The organism is Marinobacterium sedimentorum (assembly GCF_024267675.1).
In the GTDB taxonomy this organism is placed as follows: domain Bacteria; phylum Pseudomonadota; class Gammaproteobacteria; order Pseudomonadales; family Balneatricaceae; genus Marinobacterium_A; species Marinobacterium_A sedimentorum.
In genome coordinates this window covers 1-16,194 of record NZ_JALDYX010000040.1, presented here as the reverse complement: position 1 = coordinate 16,194, position 16,194 = coordinate 1, and the positions used below count along the sequence as shown (strand labels likewise).

Sequence of the window (16,194 nt, the reverse complement as noted above, 5' to 3'; positions counted from 1 at the left end):
ATTACGGTCAGAACGGCAATAAAAAGCCCGTACACAGGGCACGGGCGCAGGACTTGCCAGGGGAATCAAAGAACCATCAGTGCAGCATTCAGTGGTGATCCACCATCATGCTACCGGCACGCATGACCAACACATCAGTGCTGGTGCTATCCAGAATATTCTCGGCCACATTGCCGTAGAGCGCGCCGCTGACACCGCTGCGGGCGCTAGTACTGATGACCAGCAGCGCGGCGCTCAGATTATTGCTGACCTGGCTGATCCAGAATTCGGCCGGCCCCTCGCCTATATGATGCTGCTGCGGGCTTAGCGCCAGCCGCTGGCACAGCGCCTCGGCCGCGGCACTGGCCCTGGTGTCAATCAGGCGGGATACCTGATCCTCAGCCGCTGCACCCAGCATGGGGGGCTCGGTGGCGATGACCGTATGCAGCTCGGCCTGGGCCAAGCAGCTGACCAGGTGGGCGGCGCGCAGCACCGACTCATCCAGCGCGCCCTGTACCTGACCATCATGCAGCGGGTTGATCGCCGCCAGTATCCGCTCGCCGACCCAGGAATCCAGACGTTTGACTAGCAAGACCGGCGCCGGCACTTCGCGCAGCAGGCGCCAGTCCAGCGGGGCCGTCAGCGCAGGCTTGCTGTGTCGCGGGTCGCAGCCCTTGACCACCAGAGAATAGGGCTCGTGCGCCCACTCGCTGCGCAGGCTGTCAAACAGCGATGTGGTGGGATCCAGCAGATGCACGGTTCGGTCAACGTGCAGCTGCGCCAGCGCATCACCCATGCCCTCCCAGGCCGGGCGCTTGCCAAACCACAGCAGATCGAGCGGCACATCGGTCACCTCGGCAATCAGGCCGGCGCGATTTAACGCCTCCTGGCAATGGGATCCGCCATCCAGCAGGACCAGTATTCTGTTCGGCGCCAATGGCATTGGCCTATCCTCTTTTAGTTGACGCGACTCTGTCTATGAACCAACTCAGGACAGCACCTTACTGGTTTCCTTTTGCGCCACCTTGGTGCCGGTATGGCGATAGAGCACACAGGTCAGTGCCGGCAGCAGAATCAGCGCACCCAGCATGTTCCACAGGAACATGAAGGTCAGCAGGATGCCCATGTCAGCCTGGAACTTGATAGGTGAAAGCACCCAGAGCACCACGCCGATCGCCAGCGTCAGGCCGGTAAAGGCAACCGATTTGCCGGTGGTGCGCAGAGTCGCCAGGTAGGCGTCAGGCAACGACTGTCCCTGCAGCAGGAAACTGTTCAGCTTGGTATAGATATAAATACCGTAATCCACCCCTATGCCAACGCCGAGCGCGATCACCGGCAGCGTCGCCACTTTTACGCCGATGCCGAGCCTGGCCATCAGTGCCTGACACAGCAGGGATGTCAAGGCCAGCGGCAGGATGATGCAGATCACCGTGCGCAGCGAGCGAAAGGTCAGCAGACAAAGCAGACTCACCACCGCGTAGACCCAGAGCAGCATCTTGTACTGGGCGGTGCTGATCACTTCATTGGTGGCCGCTTCAATACCGGAGTTGCCCGCCGCCAGGCGGAACTGAATCGTGTCGCTGTCATGCTGTGCCGCGAACGCCTTGACGCTGTCGGTCACCCGGCTGAGGGTCGCCGCCTTGTGGTCATCCAGGAACATGATCAGCGGCAGCAGCGAGCAGTCGCCGTTCATCAGGCCGCCGGGCACATAGGCCAGGGAGGCATTGATAACAAACTGATTGCGACTTACGGAACGCCACTTCAGGCTGCCCTCGTTAAGCCCCGCCGTGACGCGCTCGGACACATCCGCCAGGGACAGGCTGGACTGCACCCCCGGCACGTTGGTGAGGTATTGCTGGAAGCGATCCACCAGCTCAAGCGTCCTGAAACTGGCGCACTGTTCGGCCTCGGTGGTGACCATCACCACGAACACATCACTGGAGGTCGAGTAGTGACCGGTCACAAAGGCATTGTCGAGGTTATAGCGCGAGTCCTTGCGCAGTTCAGGCGCACCGGAATCCAGATCGCCGATCTTCAGCTCGGAACTCGCCTGCAGCCCCGCCAGGGCCAGCCCGCCTGCCACCAGCAGGGCCACAACGGCGCCCCGCGGACGGGCAAAGACCGTGAGGATGGCCCAGCGCGAGTGCACCAACTCCTTGCTGCGTTTCGCGCGGGCGATGGCCCGTTCCCCCACACCCGCCCAGGACATCAACAGTGGCAGCAGCAACAGGTTGGTCAGGATAATCACGGCGACCCCGATCGACGCCGCTATGGCCAGATCCTGAATCACCTGAATCTGGATCACCATCAGGGTCACGAAACCAAGCCCGTCCGACAGCAGCGCCGTCAGGCCCGGAATGTAGAGCGCACGGAAGGCACGGCGGGATGCCAGCAGACTGCTGGCACCCTCCGCCGCCTCCTGAGCCACGGTATTGACGATCTGTACGCCGTGACTCACGGCGATGGCGAACACCAGAAAGGGCACCAGCATCGAGTAGGGATCCAGGCCAAAGCCCAACAGGCGCAGCAGGCCAAGCTGCCAGATTACTGCCACCAGCGAGCAGGCCAGCGGAATCAGGGTGCCGCTGACACTGCCGGAGTAGAGATACAGCAGCACCAGGGTGACGCCAAAGGCCACCGCAAAGAACAGGGCCACATCACGGGCGCCATCGATCAGATCCCCCACCACCTTGGCAAAACCGGTGATGTGAATATTAATCTGGTCGGATTCGTAGGGCTGGCGCACCAGGTTTTCCAGCAGATGGGACAGCTGCTGATAATCCAGCGCAGCACCGGTTTCAGGATCACGGTCAAACAGCGGCACCTGCACTATGGCCGAACCAAAGTCATTGGCCACCAGCCGTCCCAGCTGCCCCGAGCGCAGAATATTGGTGCGCAGCGTTTCGAGCGAGGCACTGGAGCCATCGTAGTCATCGGGAATCACGGGGCCACCGACAAAGCCCTCTTCGGTGACTTCGGTCCAGCGCACATTGGGCGTCCAGATCGAGGTCAGCGCCGAGCGATCGACGCCCGGCAGGAAGAAGAGCTCGTCGGTCACCTTGCGCAGGCTTTCCTGAAACTCCGGCGTGAAAATATCGCCCTCGGTCGCGGCCACTACCACGCGCAGGCTGTTACCGAGCCCCGCCAGGTCGTCACGGTAGGTCAGATAATTCTCGACGTAGGGATGCTCGGTGGGAATCATCTTGACGAAGCTGGCGTCAGGCCTGATCTGGCTGGCCTGCCAGCCCAGTACCAGGGTGACGAGCACGAAGAGTCCCAGCAGCGTACGGCGACGGTGAAACAGCACCCGCTCGATCAGATGTTCGCTGCTTTTTACCAGGCCCAGCATCGACAGCGTCAGTGTTTTCATTGTGCTGCTCCCGCCGGTAAGTCCTTGCGCTGAATACCACCCTCACCCACTAGCACCAGTTGCGAGCCGACCACCACCGCCGCGCTCAGACTCTGGCGCGAGCGCTCCTGCAACAGTGGCGCAAAGCCTGCAGGATCACCCAGCTGCAGCAGGCCGCCCTGCCCCAGCAGCAGGAGCTTGTTGTCCAGCGCCAGCGCACTGTTGAGGGTCGCCGTGGCGTCCAGCTCCAGCGCCTGCCAGTGCTCGCCATCCAGGCTGTGGAACAGATTGCCGCGCAGCCCCATCAGCCAGAAACCATCGAGTTCAGCCATGGCAAAGAATGAGCCCTCATAGGGCGATTCCAGCGCTTCCCAGGTCTTGCCACTGTCGCGGGAGCGCAGCAGCAGCCCGGCTTCGCCGGCGATATAAAGATCACCGGCGGCGCTAGCCAGCAGACTGTTGAGATGAAAATGATCGGGGTTGGGCAGGCGGTGACCCAGGGTTTGCCAACTATTTCCGCCGTCCTGGGTTTGCAGCAGCTGACCATAAGCGCCCAGCACAAAGCCATGCAGCGCATCGGCGAACCAGACATCCAGCAACGGCATGTTGGGGCCGTCCTCCAGCGCGAAAAGGGCATCGTCCAGCGCGTATTCGAGATTTTCCTGCACCGCCGGGTCCGCCTCGGTCTCCTGACCCAGGGCATCCAGCTCGGCTTCGAGCTGCGCCACCCGCAGTGCATTGATACGGTTGCCATCCAGCTGCAGGCTCCAGCTGGCACCGCCATCGATGCTGTGCAATACAGTGCCATCATGCCCCACTGCCCAGCCCTGCTGCCCATCCGCGAAACTCACGGCGGTCAGTAACACACTCACCGGCACCTCAGCCTGACGCCAGTGATCGCCGCCATCATCGGACAAGAGCACCAGCCCCTGCTCGCCCACCGCCACCAGGCGCTCGCCAGCACGGGCAATATCCAGCAGCAGCGACTGCGTCGCCCGCTCTGTCAGCTGAGCTGCTACCTGTAAACGATCGAATGGAGTCGCCGCTAATGCCGGCGCAGTGGTAAGGCTGCAAAGCAGCACGCAAAGCAGCCACTTGCGGCCCTGAATATTGAATCCCATAGTTTTCCCTTCGGGTCCGCCGATCTGCCGCAGCGACAGATTGACAGCGTTCCGCGTTTTATCTTTATTATGCCGGGAAGCCGAACCAGCAGGTTCAGGTGCAGCGACGGTTCAACGTGCCAGACTAGAACCCCGGTCGCCCATTGCATTCTAGCCCGCAGTGAGTCGAAGCATCAGCGATTGCCTGCATTGGCTCAATAACAATCGGCACCACATATCCTGACAATATCGATCATCTGTACAATTAGCGCGGTCTACAATTGATTTTGTGCCGCAGACAAAGTAAACGTAGGCGGCGAGCGATAACAAGAATTACCTGGCCCTGGCCAGACGCAAAATAATCGAAGGGGAATCTCTGCAATGAAACAGTTTTCTAAAACACTCCTCAGTATTGGCACCGCATTGGCCATTCTCGGCTCAGCGGCTGCCGTCCAGGCTGAAACCATCAAAATCGCGCTGGCAGGCCCGTCAACAGGCCCGGTTGCCCAGTACGGCGACATGCAGAAAATCGGCGTAATGGCAGCGATAGACGATATCAACAAGGCGGGCGGCGTGAATGGCATGCAGCTTGAAGGCGTTATCTATGACGACGCCTGCGACCCGAAACAGGCCGTGGCCGTCGCCAACAAGATCGTCAACGACGGCATCACCCATGTGGTCGGTCACCTGTGCTCCAGCTCCACTGAGCCTGCGGCTGATGTCTACGAGGAAGAAGGCGTGTTGATGATTACCGCCGCCTCCACCTCCCCGTCCATCACCGAGAAAGGTCACCAGCTGATCTTCCGCACCATCGGTCTGGACAGCCTGCAGGGCAGCATGGCGGCGGACTACATTGCCAACACAGTGAAGCCCAAAACCCTGGCCATTATTCACGACAAGCAGCAGTACGGCGAAGGCCTGGCGCAGACAGTGAAAGACGGTCTGGAAGCCAAGGGCATTTCAGCGGTGATGTTTGAAGGTGTGACACCGGGCGACAAGGACTTCTCGGCGCTGATCGCCAAGCTGAAAAAAGAGAACGTCGATTTCGTCTATTACGGCGGCTACCATCCGGAACTGGGCCTGATTCTGCGCCAGTCTGCAGAGAAGAGCTTCAACGCCCAGTTCATGGGGCCTGAAGGGATCGTCAACGCCGACCTGGCCAAGATTGCCGGCGATGCCACCGAAGGCGTGCTGGCAACAGCGCCCAAGAGCTTCGATCAGAACCCGGAAAACAAAGCCCGCGTTGAAGCCATTACGGCCAAAGGCGAAGATCCCTCAGGCCCCTTCGTCTTTACCGCCTACGCCGCCGTTCAGGTTATGAGCGACGCCATCAAGGCTGTCGGTGATACCGACCCTGCCAAGCTGGCCGACTATATCCGCAAGAACGAATTCGATACCTCTATCGGCAAGGTGACCTACGACGAGAAAGGGGACCTGACCGAGTCCACCTTCCTGGTTTACAGCCTGCACAAAGATGGCTCGAAGACACCTGCGGCCCAGTAAATAACTACAATAATCAGGCAGCAGGGCCCCGCGCCCTTCGCTGCCCCGATGCCCAGCCCCGCGATCCGGGGCCGGGCGCCGGTCGATCCACTGGCCTGCGCCCAGGGCATCCTTTGACCTGGTTTTTCCTATGTCTGAAGCATCGCTCTATTTCCTGCAACAGCTCATAAACGGGCTGACGATCGGGTCCACCTATGCCCTGATCGCCATCGGCTACACAATGGTCTATGGCATCATCGGCATGATCAATTTCGCCCACGGCGAGATTTACATGATCGGCTCCTATATCTCCTTCATCGTCATCGCCGGCCTGCTCGGCATGGGGATGGTCGCGCTCCCGGTTATTCTGGTAATCGCCCTTGTTATTGCGGTCTTCACGGCCAGCACCTACGGCTGGGCCGTCGAGCGCGTGGCCTATCGCCCGCTGCGCGGTTCCAACCGGCTTATCCCGCTGATTTCCGCCATCGGCATGTCGATTTTTCTGCAGAACTACGTGGTTCTGGCCCAGGGTTCCCGTGATGTTGCCCTGGCACCGCAGATCAGCGGCAGCTGGACTTTCGGTGATCCGCAGCTGTTCGAGGTTTCGCTGTCCTATATGCAGCTACTGATCTGGGTTGTCACCGTCGTCTGCATGACCGCGCTGACCCTGTTCATATCCCGCTCACGCATGGGTCGCGCCTGTCGCGCCTGCTCTGAAGATCAGGGCATGACCAACCTGCTGGGCATCGATACCAACCGCACCATCGCCATGACCTTTGTCATAGGCGCCGCCCTGGCCGCCGTGGCTGGCCTGTTGCTGGGCCTTTATTACGGTGTGGTGAATCCCTTTGTCGGCTTTATCGCCGGCCTCAAGGCCTTCACGGCAGCGGTGCTCGGCGGTATTGGGTCCATTCCCGGCGCCATGCTCGGCGGCCTGATTCTGGGTGTTACCGAAGCCCTGACCTCGGCCTATTTCCCGTCTGAATACAAGGACGTAGTGTCGTTCGGCCTGCTTATACTGATTCTGCTGTTCCGTCCCAGCGGCCTGCTGGGCAAACCGGAAGTGGAGAAAGTATGATGCGACAGAACTTCTACACTGCCTTTTTCGCCGCCGGCATTACCCTGATCCTCACCTGCCTGATGGTGGGCGTTAAACTCACCTCCGAAGGCACCGAGCTGCGTGTCGTCGGCGCCACCGCCGCCCAGTGGACCTGGATATTCGGCGGCATCGCAATCGTCTTTCTGTCCCAGCTGTTCCGTGACCAGATCAGCGCCGCCAGCGCTGGCATTCCCCGCCCCAACCTCGGCAAACTGCTGCCCGCCGTGTCCGTGCAGGCGCGACTCAAGCCCTGGCTGATCGCCGCCGTCATTGTCGGCCTGATCGTCTGGCCCTTCATGGTGTCCCGCGGGGCCGTCGATCTGGCCACCCTGACGCTGATCTACGTCATGCTGGGCCTGGGTCTCAACATAGTCGTCGGCCTCGCCGGCCTGCTGGATCTGGGCTATGTGGCCTTTTATGCCATTGGTGCCTATACCTATGCGCTGCTGTCGAGCTACTTCGGCCTGTCGTTCTGGGTCTGCCTGCCGATCTCGGCGTTGCTGGCGGCCACCTTCGGCTTCGTGCTCGGGTTTCCGGTACTGCGCCTGCGCGGCGACTACCTGGCCATAGTGACGCTGGGATTCGGTGAAATCATCCGTATCCTGCTGAACAACTGGACCGGACTGACCGGCGGCCCCAACGGTATTTCCGGCATCGACAAACCCACCCTGTTCGGGCTGGAGTTCAACCGCCGTGCCAGCGATGGCGCTACCACCTTCCATGAATTCATGGGCATCGACTATTCCAGCAGCTACAAGGTGATCTTCCTCTACCTGATTGCCGTGCTGCTGGTGATCTGGGTGCTTTTCGTCATCAACCGGCTCATGCGCATGCCGATCGGCCGTGCCTGGGAAGCGCTGCGCGAGGACGAGATCGCCTGCCGCTCGTTGGGGCTGAACCGCACCGTGATCAAGCTCTCGGCTTTCACCTTCGGCGCCTCCACCGCCGGCTTCGCCGGCTGCTTTTTTGCCGCGCGTCAGGGCTTTATCAGCCCCGAATCCTTCGTCTTCATCGAATCGGCGATCATTCTGGCGATCGTCGTCCTCGGCGGCATGGGCTCGCAGTTCGGCGTTATCCTGGCGGCGATCGTCATGACCATCCTGCCGGAGTTCGCCCGCGAGTTCTCGGAATACCGCATGCTGCTGTTCGGACTGCTGATGGTGCTGATGATGCGCTGGCGTCCCCAGGGTCTGCTGCCGAGCAAGCGTCCGCACATGGAGTTGAAGCGATGAGTCAGTTACTGCTGGACGTAAACAGCCTGACCATGCGCTTTGGCGGTCTGGTGGCGGTGAACAGCGTCAATCTGGCGGTCAGGAACCGTCAGATCGTATCCGTTATCGGCCCCAACGGCGCCGGCAAGACCACGGTGTTCAACTGCCTGTCCGGGTTCTATCCACCCTCGGACGGCAGCGTGCTGTTCAAGGGTGAACAGATCGCCGGGCTGAAGGATTTTCGCATCTCCCGCAAGGGACTGGTGCGCACCTTTCAGCATGTGCGGCTGTTTTCCACCATGACGGTGATCGAGAACATGCTGGTGGCCCAGCACCGCCACCTCAACACCAATATTGTGGCCGGGCTGTTCAAGAACGCCTCGTACCGCCGTCTGGAGCAGGAAGCGATGGATCGCGCCGCCTTCTGGCTGGAGCAGGTCGACATGCTGGCCTTCGCCAACCGCGAAGCCGGCAACCTGTCCTACGGCCAGCAGCGGCGGCTGGAAATTGCCCGCTGCATGGTGACCCAGCCCGAACTGCTGCTGCTCGACGAACCGGCGGCCGGACTCAACCCCAACGAAACCAAGCAGCTGGATGAACTGATCGTGCGCCTGCGCGACGAGCACGAAATCTCGGTGTTACTGATCGAGCATGACATGAGCCTGGTGATGGGAATCTCCGATCATATCTACGTTATTGCCCAGGGCACCCCCCTGGCCGATGGCACGCCGGATGAGATCAAGCAAAATCCCGACGTCATCAAGGCGTACCTCGGAGAGGAATGACATGCTGCAAATCAACAATGTAAACACCCACTACGGGCCCATACAGGCGCTGCATGATGTCTCCGTCGAGGTCAAACCGGGCGAAATCGTCACCCTGATCGGCGCCAACGGTGCCGGCAAAACCACCCTGATGATGACCATCTGTGGCGATCCCCAGGCCACCAGCGGCGAGATTCTGTTCGATGGCAAACCCATCAGCGGCCTGCCCACCGCACAGATCATGCGTCAGGGCCTGGCCATAGTGCCTGAGGGGCGGCGGGTTTTTTCCCGTCTCACGGTGCAGGAAAACCTGCACATGGGCGCCTACTTCCGCACCAAGGCCGAGTACGAGGAAACCCTGGAAGAGGTGCTGCTGCTTTTCCCGCGCCTGCGCGAGCGTTTTGCCCAGCGCGCCGGCACCATGTCCGGCGGCGAGCAGCAGATGCTGGCCATTGGCCGCGCCATGATGAGCAAGCCGCGCATGATACTGCTCGACGAGCCTTCGCTCGGCCTTGCGCCCATCATCATTCAGCAGATCTTCCAGATCATCCAGAAGCTGCGTGATGATGGCGTGACCATCTTTCTGGTGGAACAGAATGCCAACCAGGCGCTTAAAATCGCCGACCGTGGCTATGTGCTGGAGAATGGCCGCGTTGTTCTCAGCGGCAGCGGCGCTGATCTGCTCGACGACGAAAACGTGCGCAAGGCCTATCTGGGCGGCTGATCCACCAGAGGAAAGCAATTGCCGCCATAAAAAGGGCGCTGCCACCGGCAGCGCCCTTTTTCATGTCTGATCTACCGCCCCTACCGAGCCACTTTCACCGGGTTGGATGCGGTGCAGCGAAGCGAAACCCATCAACCGATGATGCATTCTTGGGTTAGGTCCATCCAATCAACCTACATTCAAACCGAACCACTTCAGCCAAAGGGGAGACGGCTGCGCTTATTTACCCGCTATTAACGAATATCCGCCGCAAATCAATGTGAAATCCGCCGGGCTGCTAAGCAGCCTGGCGGGCTTGGCCGATCGTAGCGAGGGAAAGACCGATTTGAGTTAGTTTTTGAGCTCTTTTGAGGCAAATAGTGGTTCTATTTAACACTTGAAACGAAGTGGAAAGAACCGCTTTAGCGGGGTCGCAGACCGAGGAGCCTGCGACGAGTAAAAAAGAGCTCGAAAAATGACTCTTCTTTAGCGGAGAGAATCGGATTTTCCGCAGTAGATCAGTGGTAAGTCCGGCAGGCTGCTAGACTCATACAGCGGTTTTAAAGCCTGCCGGTCCTTGCCAGTCCTGAACCCAATTCAGGTCCTGCAGGCTGTTGGCTGCGCAAACAGGAGGCGCTTATGACCCTTGTTCTGGTGGTCGATGACGAACCCAACATAGTACTGTCGCTGGAATTTCTGATGCAGCAGGCCGGCTTTGAGGTAATCACCGCGAATGACGGTGAAACGGCGCTGCAGCGGGTTGCCGAGCAAAGGCCCGACCTGATTCTGCTGGATATCAGCCTGCCGGGGCTCAGCGGCTTCGAAGTGCTCGAACGGTTGCGAGCCCAGCCCGAGCATGCCCGCCTGCCGATTATCATGCTGACCGCCCACGGCCGTGAAGTGGAGCGGGAAAAAGGCCTGGCACTGGGTGCCGACGACTATGTCACCAAGCCCTTTTCAACCCGACTGCTGGTGGAAAAGGTTCAGGCGCTGCTGACGGACGGCGATTGAAGTGCCTTCATTCCAGTCCCTTCTGGGTCGCTGGCTTCTGCTCAGTGGCGGCGCCCTGTTCAGCGGTATCTTTCTAGGCGTCTGGCTCGACAGCACGCTGCAACCGGCGGGGATTCTACGCGCCGGGCTCTGGCTGCTGGCACTGCTGCCAGGGACACTGATATTGCTGCTAGGCGCGGCACTGCAGCACCGTCTGCTGGCGCCACTGCGCCATCTGCAGGTACAGCTGGCCCGGCTAGCCGCGAATCCGGATGCCACCCATGACTTTGCCCCCGAAGGCTGGCTGCGCCCGCTGACAGCGGACTTCAAGCGCCTGCGCGACGGCTGGCGCGAAGACCGTCTGGCGCTACACAGCGCCGCTGAGAGGGGGGCCGGCAAGGCCCAGCAGATACGCCACGAACTGGAAGCCGTACTGCAGGTGCTGCACACCCCGCTGCTATTGTGCGATCAGCACCAGCGCCTGCTGCTGTTTAACCCGGCGGCGGAGCAACTCTTTGCCAACACACCCGCCCTGGGCCTTGGCCGCCGCCTGTCCGAGCTGCTGCCACTGCCCGGCCTGCAGGATGCCCTGCAGGACCTGCCCCGCGACGGCCGCGTGCGTCAGCTGCTGCTGCCCTGGGGGGAACACTGGCTGCGCTGCGATCTGCGCCGCGTCGCCGCCAACCAGGGTGAGGCACTGATCACACTGCAGGACAGCACCGCGCTGCAGGCGGCGGATCAGCGCTGGTATGCCCCGCTGGCGCGTCTGCTGCCAGATCTGCGACGGCGCAGCGCCAGCCTTGTGAGTAGCAGCGAAGTGCTGGCCAGTGGCCAGGCCGCCCCCGACCTTCAAAACCGGCTCGAAGCCATTGTGCACGAGGAAAGCCAGGCCCTGGGCACACTGGTAGACCAACTGGCCCGGCACTTCGACAGCCTGCAACAGGATCCGGGCCTGCTGCAGGATACCTGGTCCAACGACCTTTGGAGCGCGCTGAGCGAGCGCCTGCAGCGCCAGCAGCTTGAACTCCTGGCCATCGGCATTCCCGCCTGGCTAAGGGCTGATGGGCCCGCACTGCTTGAACTGCTCTGTCGCCTGTTGAATCAGCTGCATGAGGCCACCGGCGAACGCCGCTTCGAGGCCGAGCTGCGCCTGGGCAATCAGCGTGTCTATCTGGATCTCATCTGGCCCGGAGAGCCGATCGATCAGGGTCGTATCGCACACTGGCTGCAACAGCCGCTGACCAATGCCGGCGCCTTTCCCAGCCTGCTGGATGTACTGCGCCGCCACGACAGCGACTGCTGGTCCCTGGCCGACGAGGATGGCCTGCACGCCCGGCTGCGGTTGCCACTGCCCGCACTGGAGCGGGTCGGAGCACCGCCGGATGCGCGCCAGACGCGGCCTGAATTTCACGATTTCAGCATTGCCGACCTGCCGGCGCCGGACGCAGAGCTGGGCGCCCGGGCGCTGGGGCAACTGGAAATAGTGGTGTTCGATACCGAAACCACCGGGCTGGAACTGCGCCAGGGCGATACCCTGGTGAGCATAGGCGCCTGTCGCATTATCAATGGCCGGCTGCTGGCGCAGGAGGCCTACGATCAGCTCATCAACCCAGGCCGCCCGATACCGCCGCAGAGCACACGGATCCACGGCCTCAGCGACGGCGACGTGGCCGATGCGCCGCCCGCCGCCGTGGTGCTGCCGCAGTTTCGCGACTTCGTCGGCCACGCCGTTCTGGTGGCCCATAATGCGGCCTTCGATCTGCTGGCCATCAACCAGCATGCACAGACCGCCGGTGTCAGCTTTGAGATGCCGGTGCTGGATACGCTGCTGTTGTCCCGCGCCCTGGACCCGACCATGGAGGGCCACAGTCTGGATGCCCTGGCCGAGCGCTTTCAGCTCAGTTTTGCCCCCGGTACGCGCCACTCGGCACTGGGTGATGCCCGGGTAACCGCCGAGTTGCTGTTGCAGCTGCTGCCACGCTTGCAGGCGCGCGGCGTGCACAACCTTGAACAGGCGCTGCAGTTCCAGGCCAGCGGCCAATACCGGCGCCCGGCTCCATGATGCCCCCGTCTCCCCTGCGACCGCGCCTGATTGCCATCACACTGCTGGCCGCACTGCTGTTTACGCCACCACTGCTGGGGCTGTTTGATCACTCCGGCGATAACGGCCTGTCGTGGCTGGCGCTGTATCTGTTCGGAGCCTGGGCGTTCATTATCCTGCTCGCGGCCCTGACGCTGGAGCTCGACGATGACGATTAAACAGGCGCCGCTTTTGATCGGCTGGCGCACTGGCAGCGCACTCCAGCACCTGGCACGCAACGGCATCGACAGCAGCAGCGGAGCCCGCCCATGAATTTCGAATGGGTACTGCTGTTCGTGGCCTTTGGCTATCTGGGGCTGCTGTTCGTGATTGCCGCCTGGGCAGACCGCCGCGCCGGGGCCGGGCGCTCGGTGATAGGTTCACCGCTGGTGTATACGCTGTCGATCGCCGTGTACTGCAGCGCCTGGACCTTCTACGGCAGTGTCGGGCGCGCCGCCCACTACGGGCCGGCCTTTCTCACCATCTATCTGGGGCCGACCCTGGTGATGCTGCTGGGCTGGCTGCTGATCCGGCGCATGGTGCGCATTGCCCGCGCCCAGCGCATTACCTCCATTGCCGACTTTATCAGCGCCCGCTACGGCAAGAGCGGCTGGCTCGGTGCCCTGGTCACGCTGATCGCCGTGATCGGCATCATGCCCTACATAGCCCTGCAGCTTAAAGCCATTACCTACAGCTACGCGGTGCTGACGCAGTTTCCCGCCTCGCCGGTGCTGCACCTGGCCGAAGCGCCCTTCTGGACCGACAAGTCGCTCTGGGTCGCGCTGGTGCTGTCGGTGTTCATTATCCTGTTTGGCACCCGCCAGCTGGACGCCAGCGAGCGCCACGAGGGCATGGTGGCCGCCATTGCCTTCGAGTCCCTGGTCAAGCTGCTGGCCTTCTGTGTCGTCGGTTTCTGCGTGGTGTTCTGGCTGTTCGACGGCCCCGGCGATATGCTGCGCCGCGCCGCCCAGGTGCCGGGGCTGGCGGATAATTTCGGGCTGGATGCGGTTCCAGGCGGCAGCATTGGCTGGGTCAGCACCCTGGTGCTGGCAGCGCTGGCCTTTTTAACGCTGCCGCGCCAGTTCCAGGTGCTGGTGGTGGAAAATGTGGATGAGCGCCATATCAGGCGCGCCAGCTGGCTGTTTCCGCTCTATCTGCTGGCCATCAATCTGTTCGTGCTGCCGATTGCCCTGGCCGGCACCCTGCTGGGCGACAGCGCCCAGACCCCGGACAGTTACGTGCTCACGGTCGGGCTTGTCGGCGGCTCAAGCTGGCTGCCGGCACTGGCCTTTATCGGCGGTCTTTCTGCCGCCACCGGCATGATGATTGTCGAGACCATCGCGCTCTCGACCATGGTCAGCAACCACCTGATCATGCCGCTGCTGCTGCGCCTGCGCCGTCAGCATCTCGAAAACTACCAGGATTTCAGCGGCGCTCTGCTGGGCATCAGGCGCATCGCCATAGTGCTGATTCTGCTGCTGGGCTACCTCTACCACGCCCTGATTGGCGAATCCTACAGCCTGGTGACCATCGGTCTGGTGTCCTTCACCGCCGCGGCCCAGTTCGCGCCTGCGCTGCTGATCGGGCTCTACTGGCGCGGTGCGGCACGCCTGGGCGCCGCCGCCGGCATGGTCGGGGGCTTTGTCGTCTGGCTGCACACCCTGCTGCTGCCGGGCTTTGCGCAGTCCGGCTGGCTCGATGCCAGGCTGCTGAGCGACGGCCCCTGGGGCATTCACTGGCTGCAGCCCTATGCCCTGTTCGGCCTCGACGGCTGGGATATCTACAGCCACGGGCTTTTCTGGAGTCTGCTGGTGAACATCGGCCTGCTGGTACTGGTATCGCTGTTCTGCCGCCAGAGCCGGCTGGAACAGACCCAGGCCGCACTCTTTACCGGCGCGCTGCACGACAGCCTGATTCAGACCCCGCTCTGGCTGGGACAGACCAGCCGCGGCGAGCTGCGCCGACTGCTGCACCGCTACCTGGGCGCCGGCGCAACGGCGCGTGTGCTGCAAAGCGCACCGGGCCCGGCAGATATGTCGGCCAGCGCCCCGACGCACGACCCCACGCCGGCATCACCACAGCTGATCAGCCAGGCCGAACACGCCCTGGCAGGCGCCCTGGGGGGGGCTTCTGCGCGCATTTTGATCAACTCGGTGGTGCGCGGCGAAGCACTGGACCTGGAAGCCGTGCTCAGCCTGCTGGACACCACATCCCAGGCACTGGAGTACAATCGCCGGCTGGAGCAGAAATCCAGCGAACTGGTGGCCATTGGCGAACAGCTGCGCCACGCCAACGAGCAACTGCGCGAGCTGGACAGGCTCAAAGACGAGTTCGTCGCCATGGTGAGTCATGAACTGCGCACGCCCCTGACCTCGATCCGGGCCTTCGCCGAAATCCTGCGCGATACGCCGGACATGGACAGCGACAAGCGCAGTCATTTTCTATCCATAGTGGTGCGCGAAAGCGAGCGGTTATCACGCCTGATCGAGGAAATTCTCGATCTGGCACGCCTCGAATCCGGCCGCATGACGCTAAAACCCCAGCGGCTGGATCTCACCCGCCTGGCGCGCCAGTCGGCCGAGGCCGTCAGCCACCTGTGCAGCGAGCGCGGTCTGAAGCTGGAACTGGAGCTGCCCGAGGACAGCGCAGCTGTCATAGCCGATCCCGACCGGCTGCAGCAGGTCATCATCAACCTGCTGGATAACGCCAGCAAGTTCGCCGCCCCTGAGGCGGGCCAGGCGCGGCTCTGCCTGGAGCCATTCAAGCATCACTGGCGCCTGTCGGTGGAGGATAACGGCGAGGGTATTGTCGAGTCGGAACGCGAGCGGGTATTCGAGAAATTTCACCAGCTGGAACACAATAGCCAGGATGCCAGCGGCCGCCCCCGTGGCACGGGGCTGGGACTGCCTATCAGCCGTGGCATTATCGCCCACCTGGGCGGGCGACTGTGGATAGAGCCGGGCAGCACACTCGGTGGCGCCCGATTCGTGATCGAGCTGCCCCGGGCGCCGGAGGAGAATAACGACAACAAGTGGCTTACCGCGACTTAAATGCAGGCCCCGCCTTAAACCGCTCTAGCAGCCTCTCAGTCACTGGGTTTCAGTCGGTGCGGGGCAATGGATGCTTTGGTCGGTTGGCAATGAGCGCAGCGAATTCCGACAACCAGCGCGCAGCGATGGGCTTGTTGGGAGCAGCGGCAGGGACAAGGTTCTCCGGGACACCAAGCATTCGTCGCGGGACGCGCCTCCTACGGTGTCCCTGGCCCCAAAGTGGCTTTGGTAGATTGGCAATGAGCGCAGCGAATTCCGACAACCAGCGCGCAGCGGTGGGCTTGTTGGGAGCCGCGGCAAGGTGCAAGGTGCAAAATTTAAAAAGCCGACAGGCGGGCGACCTGCAGCTGCCTTGGTGCTCGTAGGAGCTGCGCCCCGCTGCGAAGC

12 protein-coding genes are annotated in these 16,194 nt (G+C 62.0%); 9 read left to right on the top strand and 3 right to left on the bottom strand.

Annotated features, from left to right (window positions below):
* Nucleotides 1-88 precede the first annotated feature (88 nt).
* Genes MRS74_RS21145 through MRS74_RS21135 form a run of 3 tightly spaced genes read right to left on the bottom strand, consistent with a single transcriptional unit; the run spans nucleotide 89 to nucleotide 4,449 of the window.
* Entirely contained in the window at nucleotides 89-922 is an 834-nt protein-coding gene (locus MRS74_RS21145) for a universal stress protein (RefSeq protein WP_254582270.1), read from the bottom strand.
* A 45-nt stretch (nucleotides 923-967) separates the two neighbouring features.
* A complete protein-coding gene (locus MRS74_RS21140; protein WP_254582269.1) occupies nucleotides 968-3,349 on the bottom strand; it encodes an efflux RND transporter permease subunit in 2,382 nt (793 codons plus the stop codon).
* On the bottom strand, nucleotides 3,346-4,449 hold the full coding sequence (locus MRS74_RS21135) for a WD40/YVTN/BNR-like repeat-containing protein (protein ID WP_254582268.1): 1,104 nt from the start codon (nucleotides 4,447-4,449) through the stop codon (nucleotides 3,346-3,348). Before MRS74_RS21135 ends, MRS74_RS21140 begins: the two co-directional genes overlap by 4 nt.
* A gap of 360 nt (nucleotides 4,450-4,809) precedes the next feature.
* Between MRS74_RS21135 and MRS74_RS21130 the strand changes: the two genes are divergently transcribed.
* The 9 genes from MRS74_RS21130 (at nucleotide 4,810) to MRS74_RS21090 (ending at nucleotide 15,807) form a co-directional block, all read left to right on the top strand.
* Nucleotides 4,810-5,931, top strand: a complete 1,122-nt coding sequence (locus MRS74_RS21130) for a high-affinity branched-chain amino acid ABC transporter substrate-binding protein (RefSeq protein ID WP_254582267.1) — start codon at nucleotides 4,810-4,812, stop codon at nucleotides 5,929-5,931.
* Nucleotides 5,932-6,061: 130 nt separating this feature from the next.
* Complete coding sequence (gene livH, locus MRS74_RS21125) at nucleotides 6,062-6,988, top strand: high-affinity branched-chain amino acid ABC transporter permease LivH (RefSeq protein WP_254582266.1); 927 nt, start codon at nucleotides 6,062-6,064, stop codon at nucleotides 6,986-6,988.
* On the top strand, nucleotides 6,988-8,241 hold the full coding sequence (locus MRS74_RS21120; protein ID WP_254582285.1) for a high-affinity branched-chain amino acid ABC transporter permease LivM: 1,254 nt from the start codon (nucleotides 6,988-6,990) through the stop codon (nucleotides 8,239-8,241). Before livH ends, MRS74_RS21120 begins: the two co-directional genes overlap by 1 nt.
* On the top strand, nucleotides 8,238-9,005 hold the full coding sequence (livG, locus tag MRS74_RS21115) for a high-affinity branched-chain amino acid ABC transporter ATP-binding protein LivG (RefSeq protein WP_254582265.1): 768 nt from the start codon (nucleotides 8,238-8,240) through the stop codon (nucleotides 9,003-9,005). The genes MRS74_RS21120 and livG overlap by 4 nt, the downstream gene beginning before the upstream one ends.
* A gap of 1 nt (nucleotide 9,006) precedes the next feature.
* A complete protein-coding gene (locus MRS74_RS21110; RefSeq protein ID WP_254582264.1) occupies nucleotides 9,007-9,708 on the top strand; it encodes an ABC transporter ATP-binding protein in 702 nt (233 codons plus the stop codon).
* 618 nt (nucleotides 9,709-10,326) lie between these two features.
* On the top strand, nucleotides 10,327-10,698 hold the full coding sequence (locus MRS74_RS21105) for a response regulator transcription factor (protein ID WP_254582263.1): 372 nt from the start codon (nucleotides 10,327-10,329) through the stop codon (nucleotides 10,696-10,698).
* 1 nt (nucleotide 10,699) lies between these two features.
* Entirely contained in the window at nucleotides 10,700-12,739 is a 2,040-nt protein-coding gene (locus MRS74_RS21100; RefSeq protein WP_254582262.1) for a 3'-5' exonuclease, read from the top strand.
* Nucleotides 12,736-12,936 carry a hypothetical protein gene (locus MRS74_RS21095; RefSeq protein WP_254582261.1) on the top strand — a complete coding sequence of 67 codons (201 nt, stop codon included), beginning with the start codon at nucleotides 12,736-12,738 and terminating at the stop codon, nucleotides 12,934-12,936. Before MRS74_RS21100 ends, MRS74_RS21095 begins: the two co-directional genes overlap by 4 nt.
* A gap of 90 nt (nucleotides 12,937-13,026) precedes the next feature.
* On the top strand, nucleotides 13,027-15,807 hold the full coding sequence (locus MRS74_RS21090; protein ID WP_254582260.1) for an ATP-binding protein: 2,781 nt from the start codon (nucleotides 13,027-13,029) through the stop codon (nucleotides 15,805-15,807).
* Nucleotides 15,808-16,194 lie beyond the last annotated feature (387 nt).

Coding starts and splice junctions, on each gene's coding strand:
- MRS74_RS21110 (WP_254582264.1), top strand. CDS start 9,007: ATGCTGCAAATCAACAATGTAAACACCCACTACGGGCCCATACAGGCG.
- MRS74_RS21145 (WP_254582270.1), bottom strand. CDS start 922: ATGCCATTGGCGCCGAACAGAATACTGGTCCTGCTGGATGGCGGATCC.
- MRS74_RS21090 (WP_254582260.1), top strand. CDS start 13,027: ATGAATTTCGAATGGGTACTGCTGTTCGTGGCCTTTGGCTATCTGGGG.
- MRS74_RS21135 (WP_254582268.1), bottom strand. CDS start 4,449: ATGGGATTCAATATTCAGGGCCGCAAGTGGCTGCTTTGCGTGCTGCTT.
- livG (WP_254582265.1), top strand. CDS start 8,238: ATGAGTCAGTTACTGCTGGACGTAAACAGCCTGACCATGCGCTTTGGC.
- MRS74_RS21120 (WP_254582285.1), top strand. CDS start 6,988: ATGCGACAGAACTTCTACACTGCCTTTTTCGCCGCCGGCATTACCCTG.
- MRS74_RS21105 (WP_254582263.1), top strand. CDS start 10,327: ATGACCCTTGTTCTGGTGGTCGATGACGAACCCAACATAGTACTGTCG.
- MRS74_RS21140 (WP_254582269.1), bottom strand. CDS start 3,349: ATGAAAACACTGACGCTGTCGATGCTGGGCCTGGTAAAAAGCAGCGAA.
- MRS74_RS21130 (WP_254582267.1), top strand. CDS start 4,810: ATGAAACAGTTTTCTAAAACACTCCTCAGTATTGGCACCGCATTGGCC.
- livH (WP_254582266.1), top strand. CDS start 6,062: ATGTCTGAAGCATCGCTCTATTTCCTGCAACAGCTCATAAACGGGCTG.
- MRS74_RS21095 (WP_254582261.1), top strand. CDS start 12,736: ATGATGCCCCCGTCTCCCCTGCGACCGCGCCTGATTGCCATCACACTG.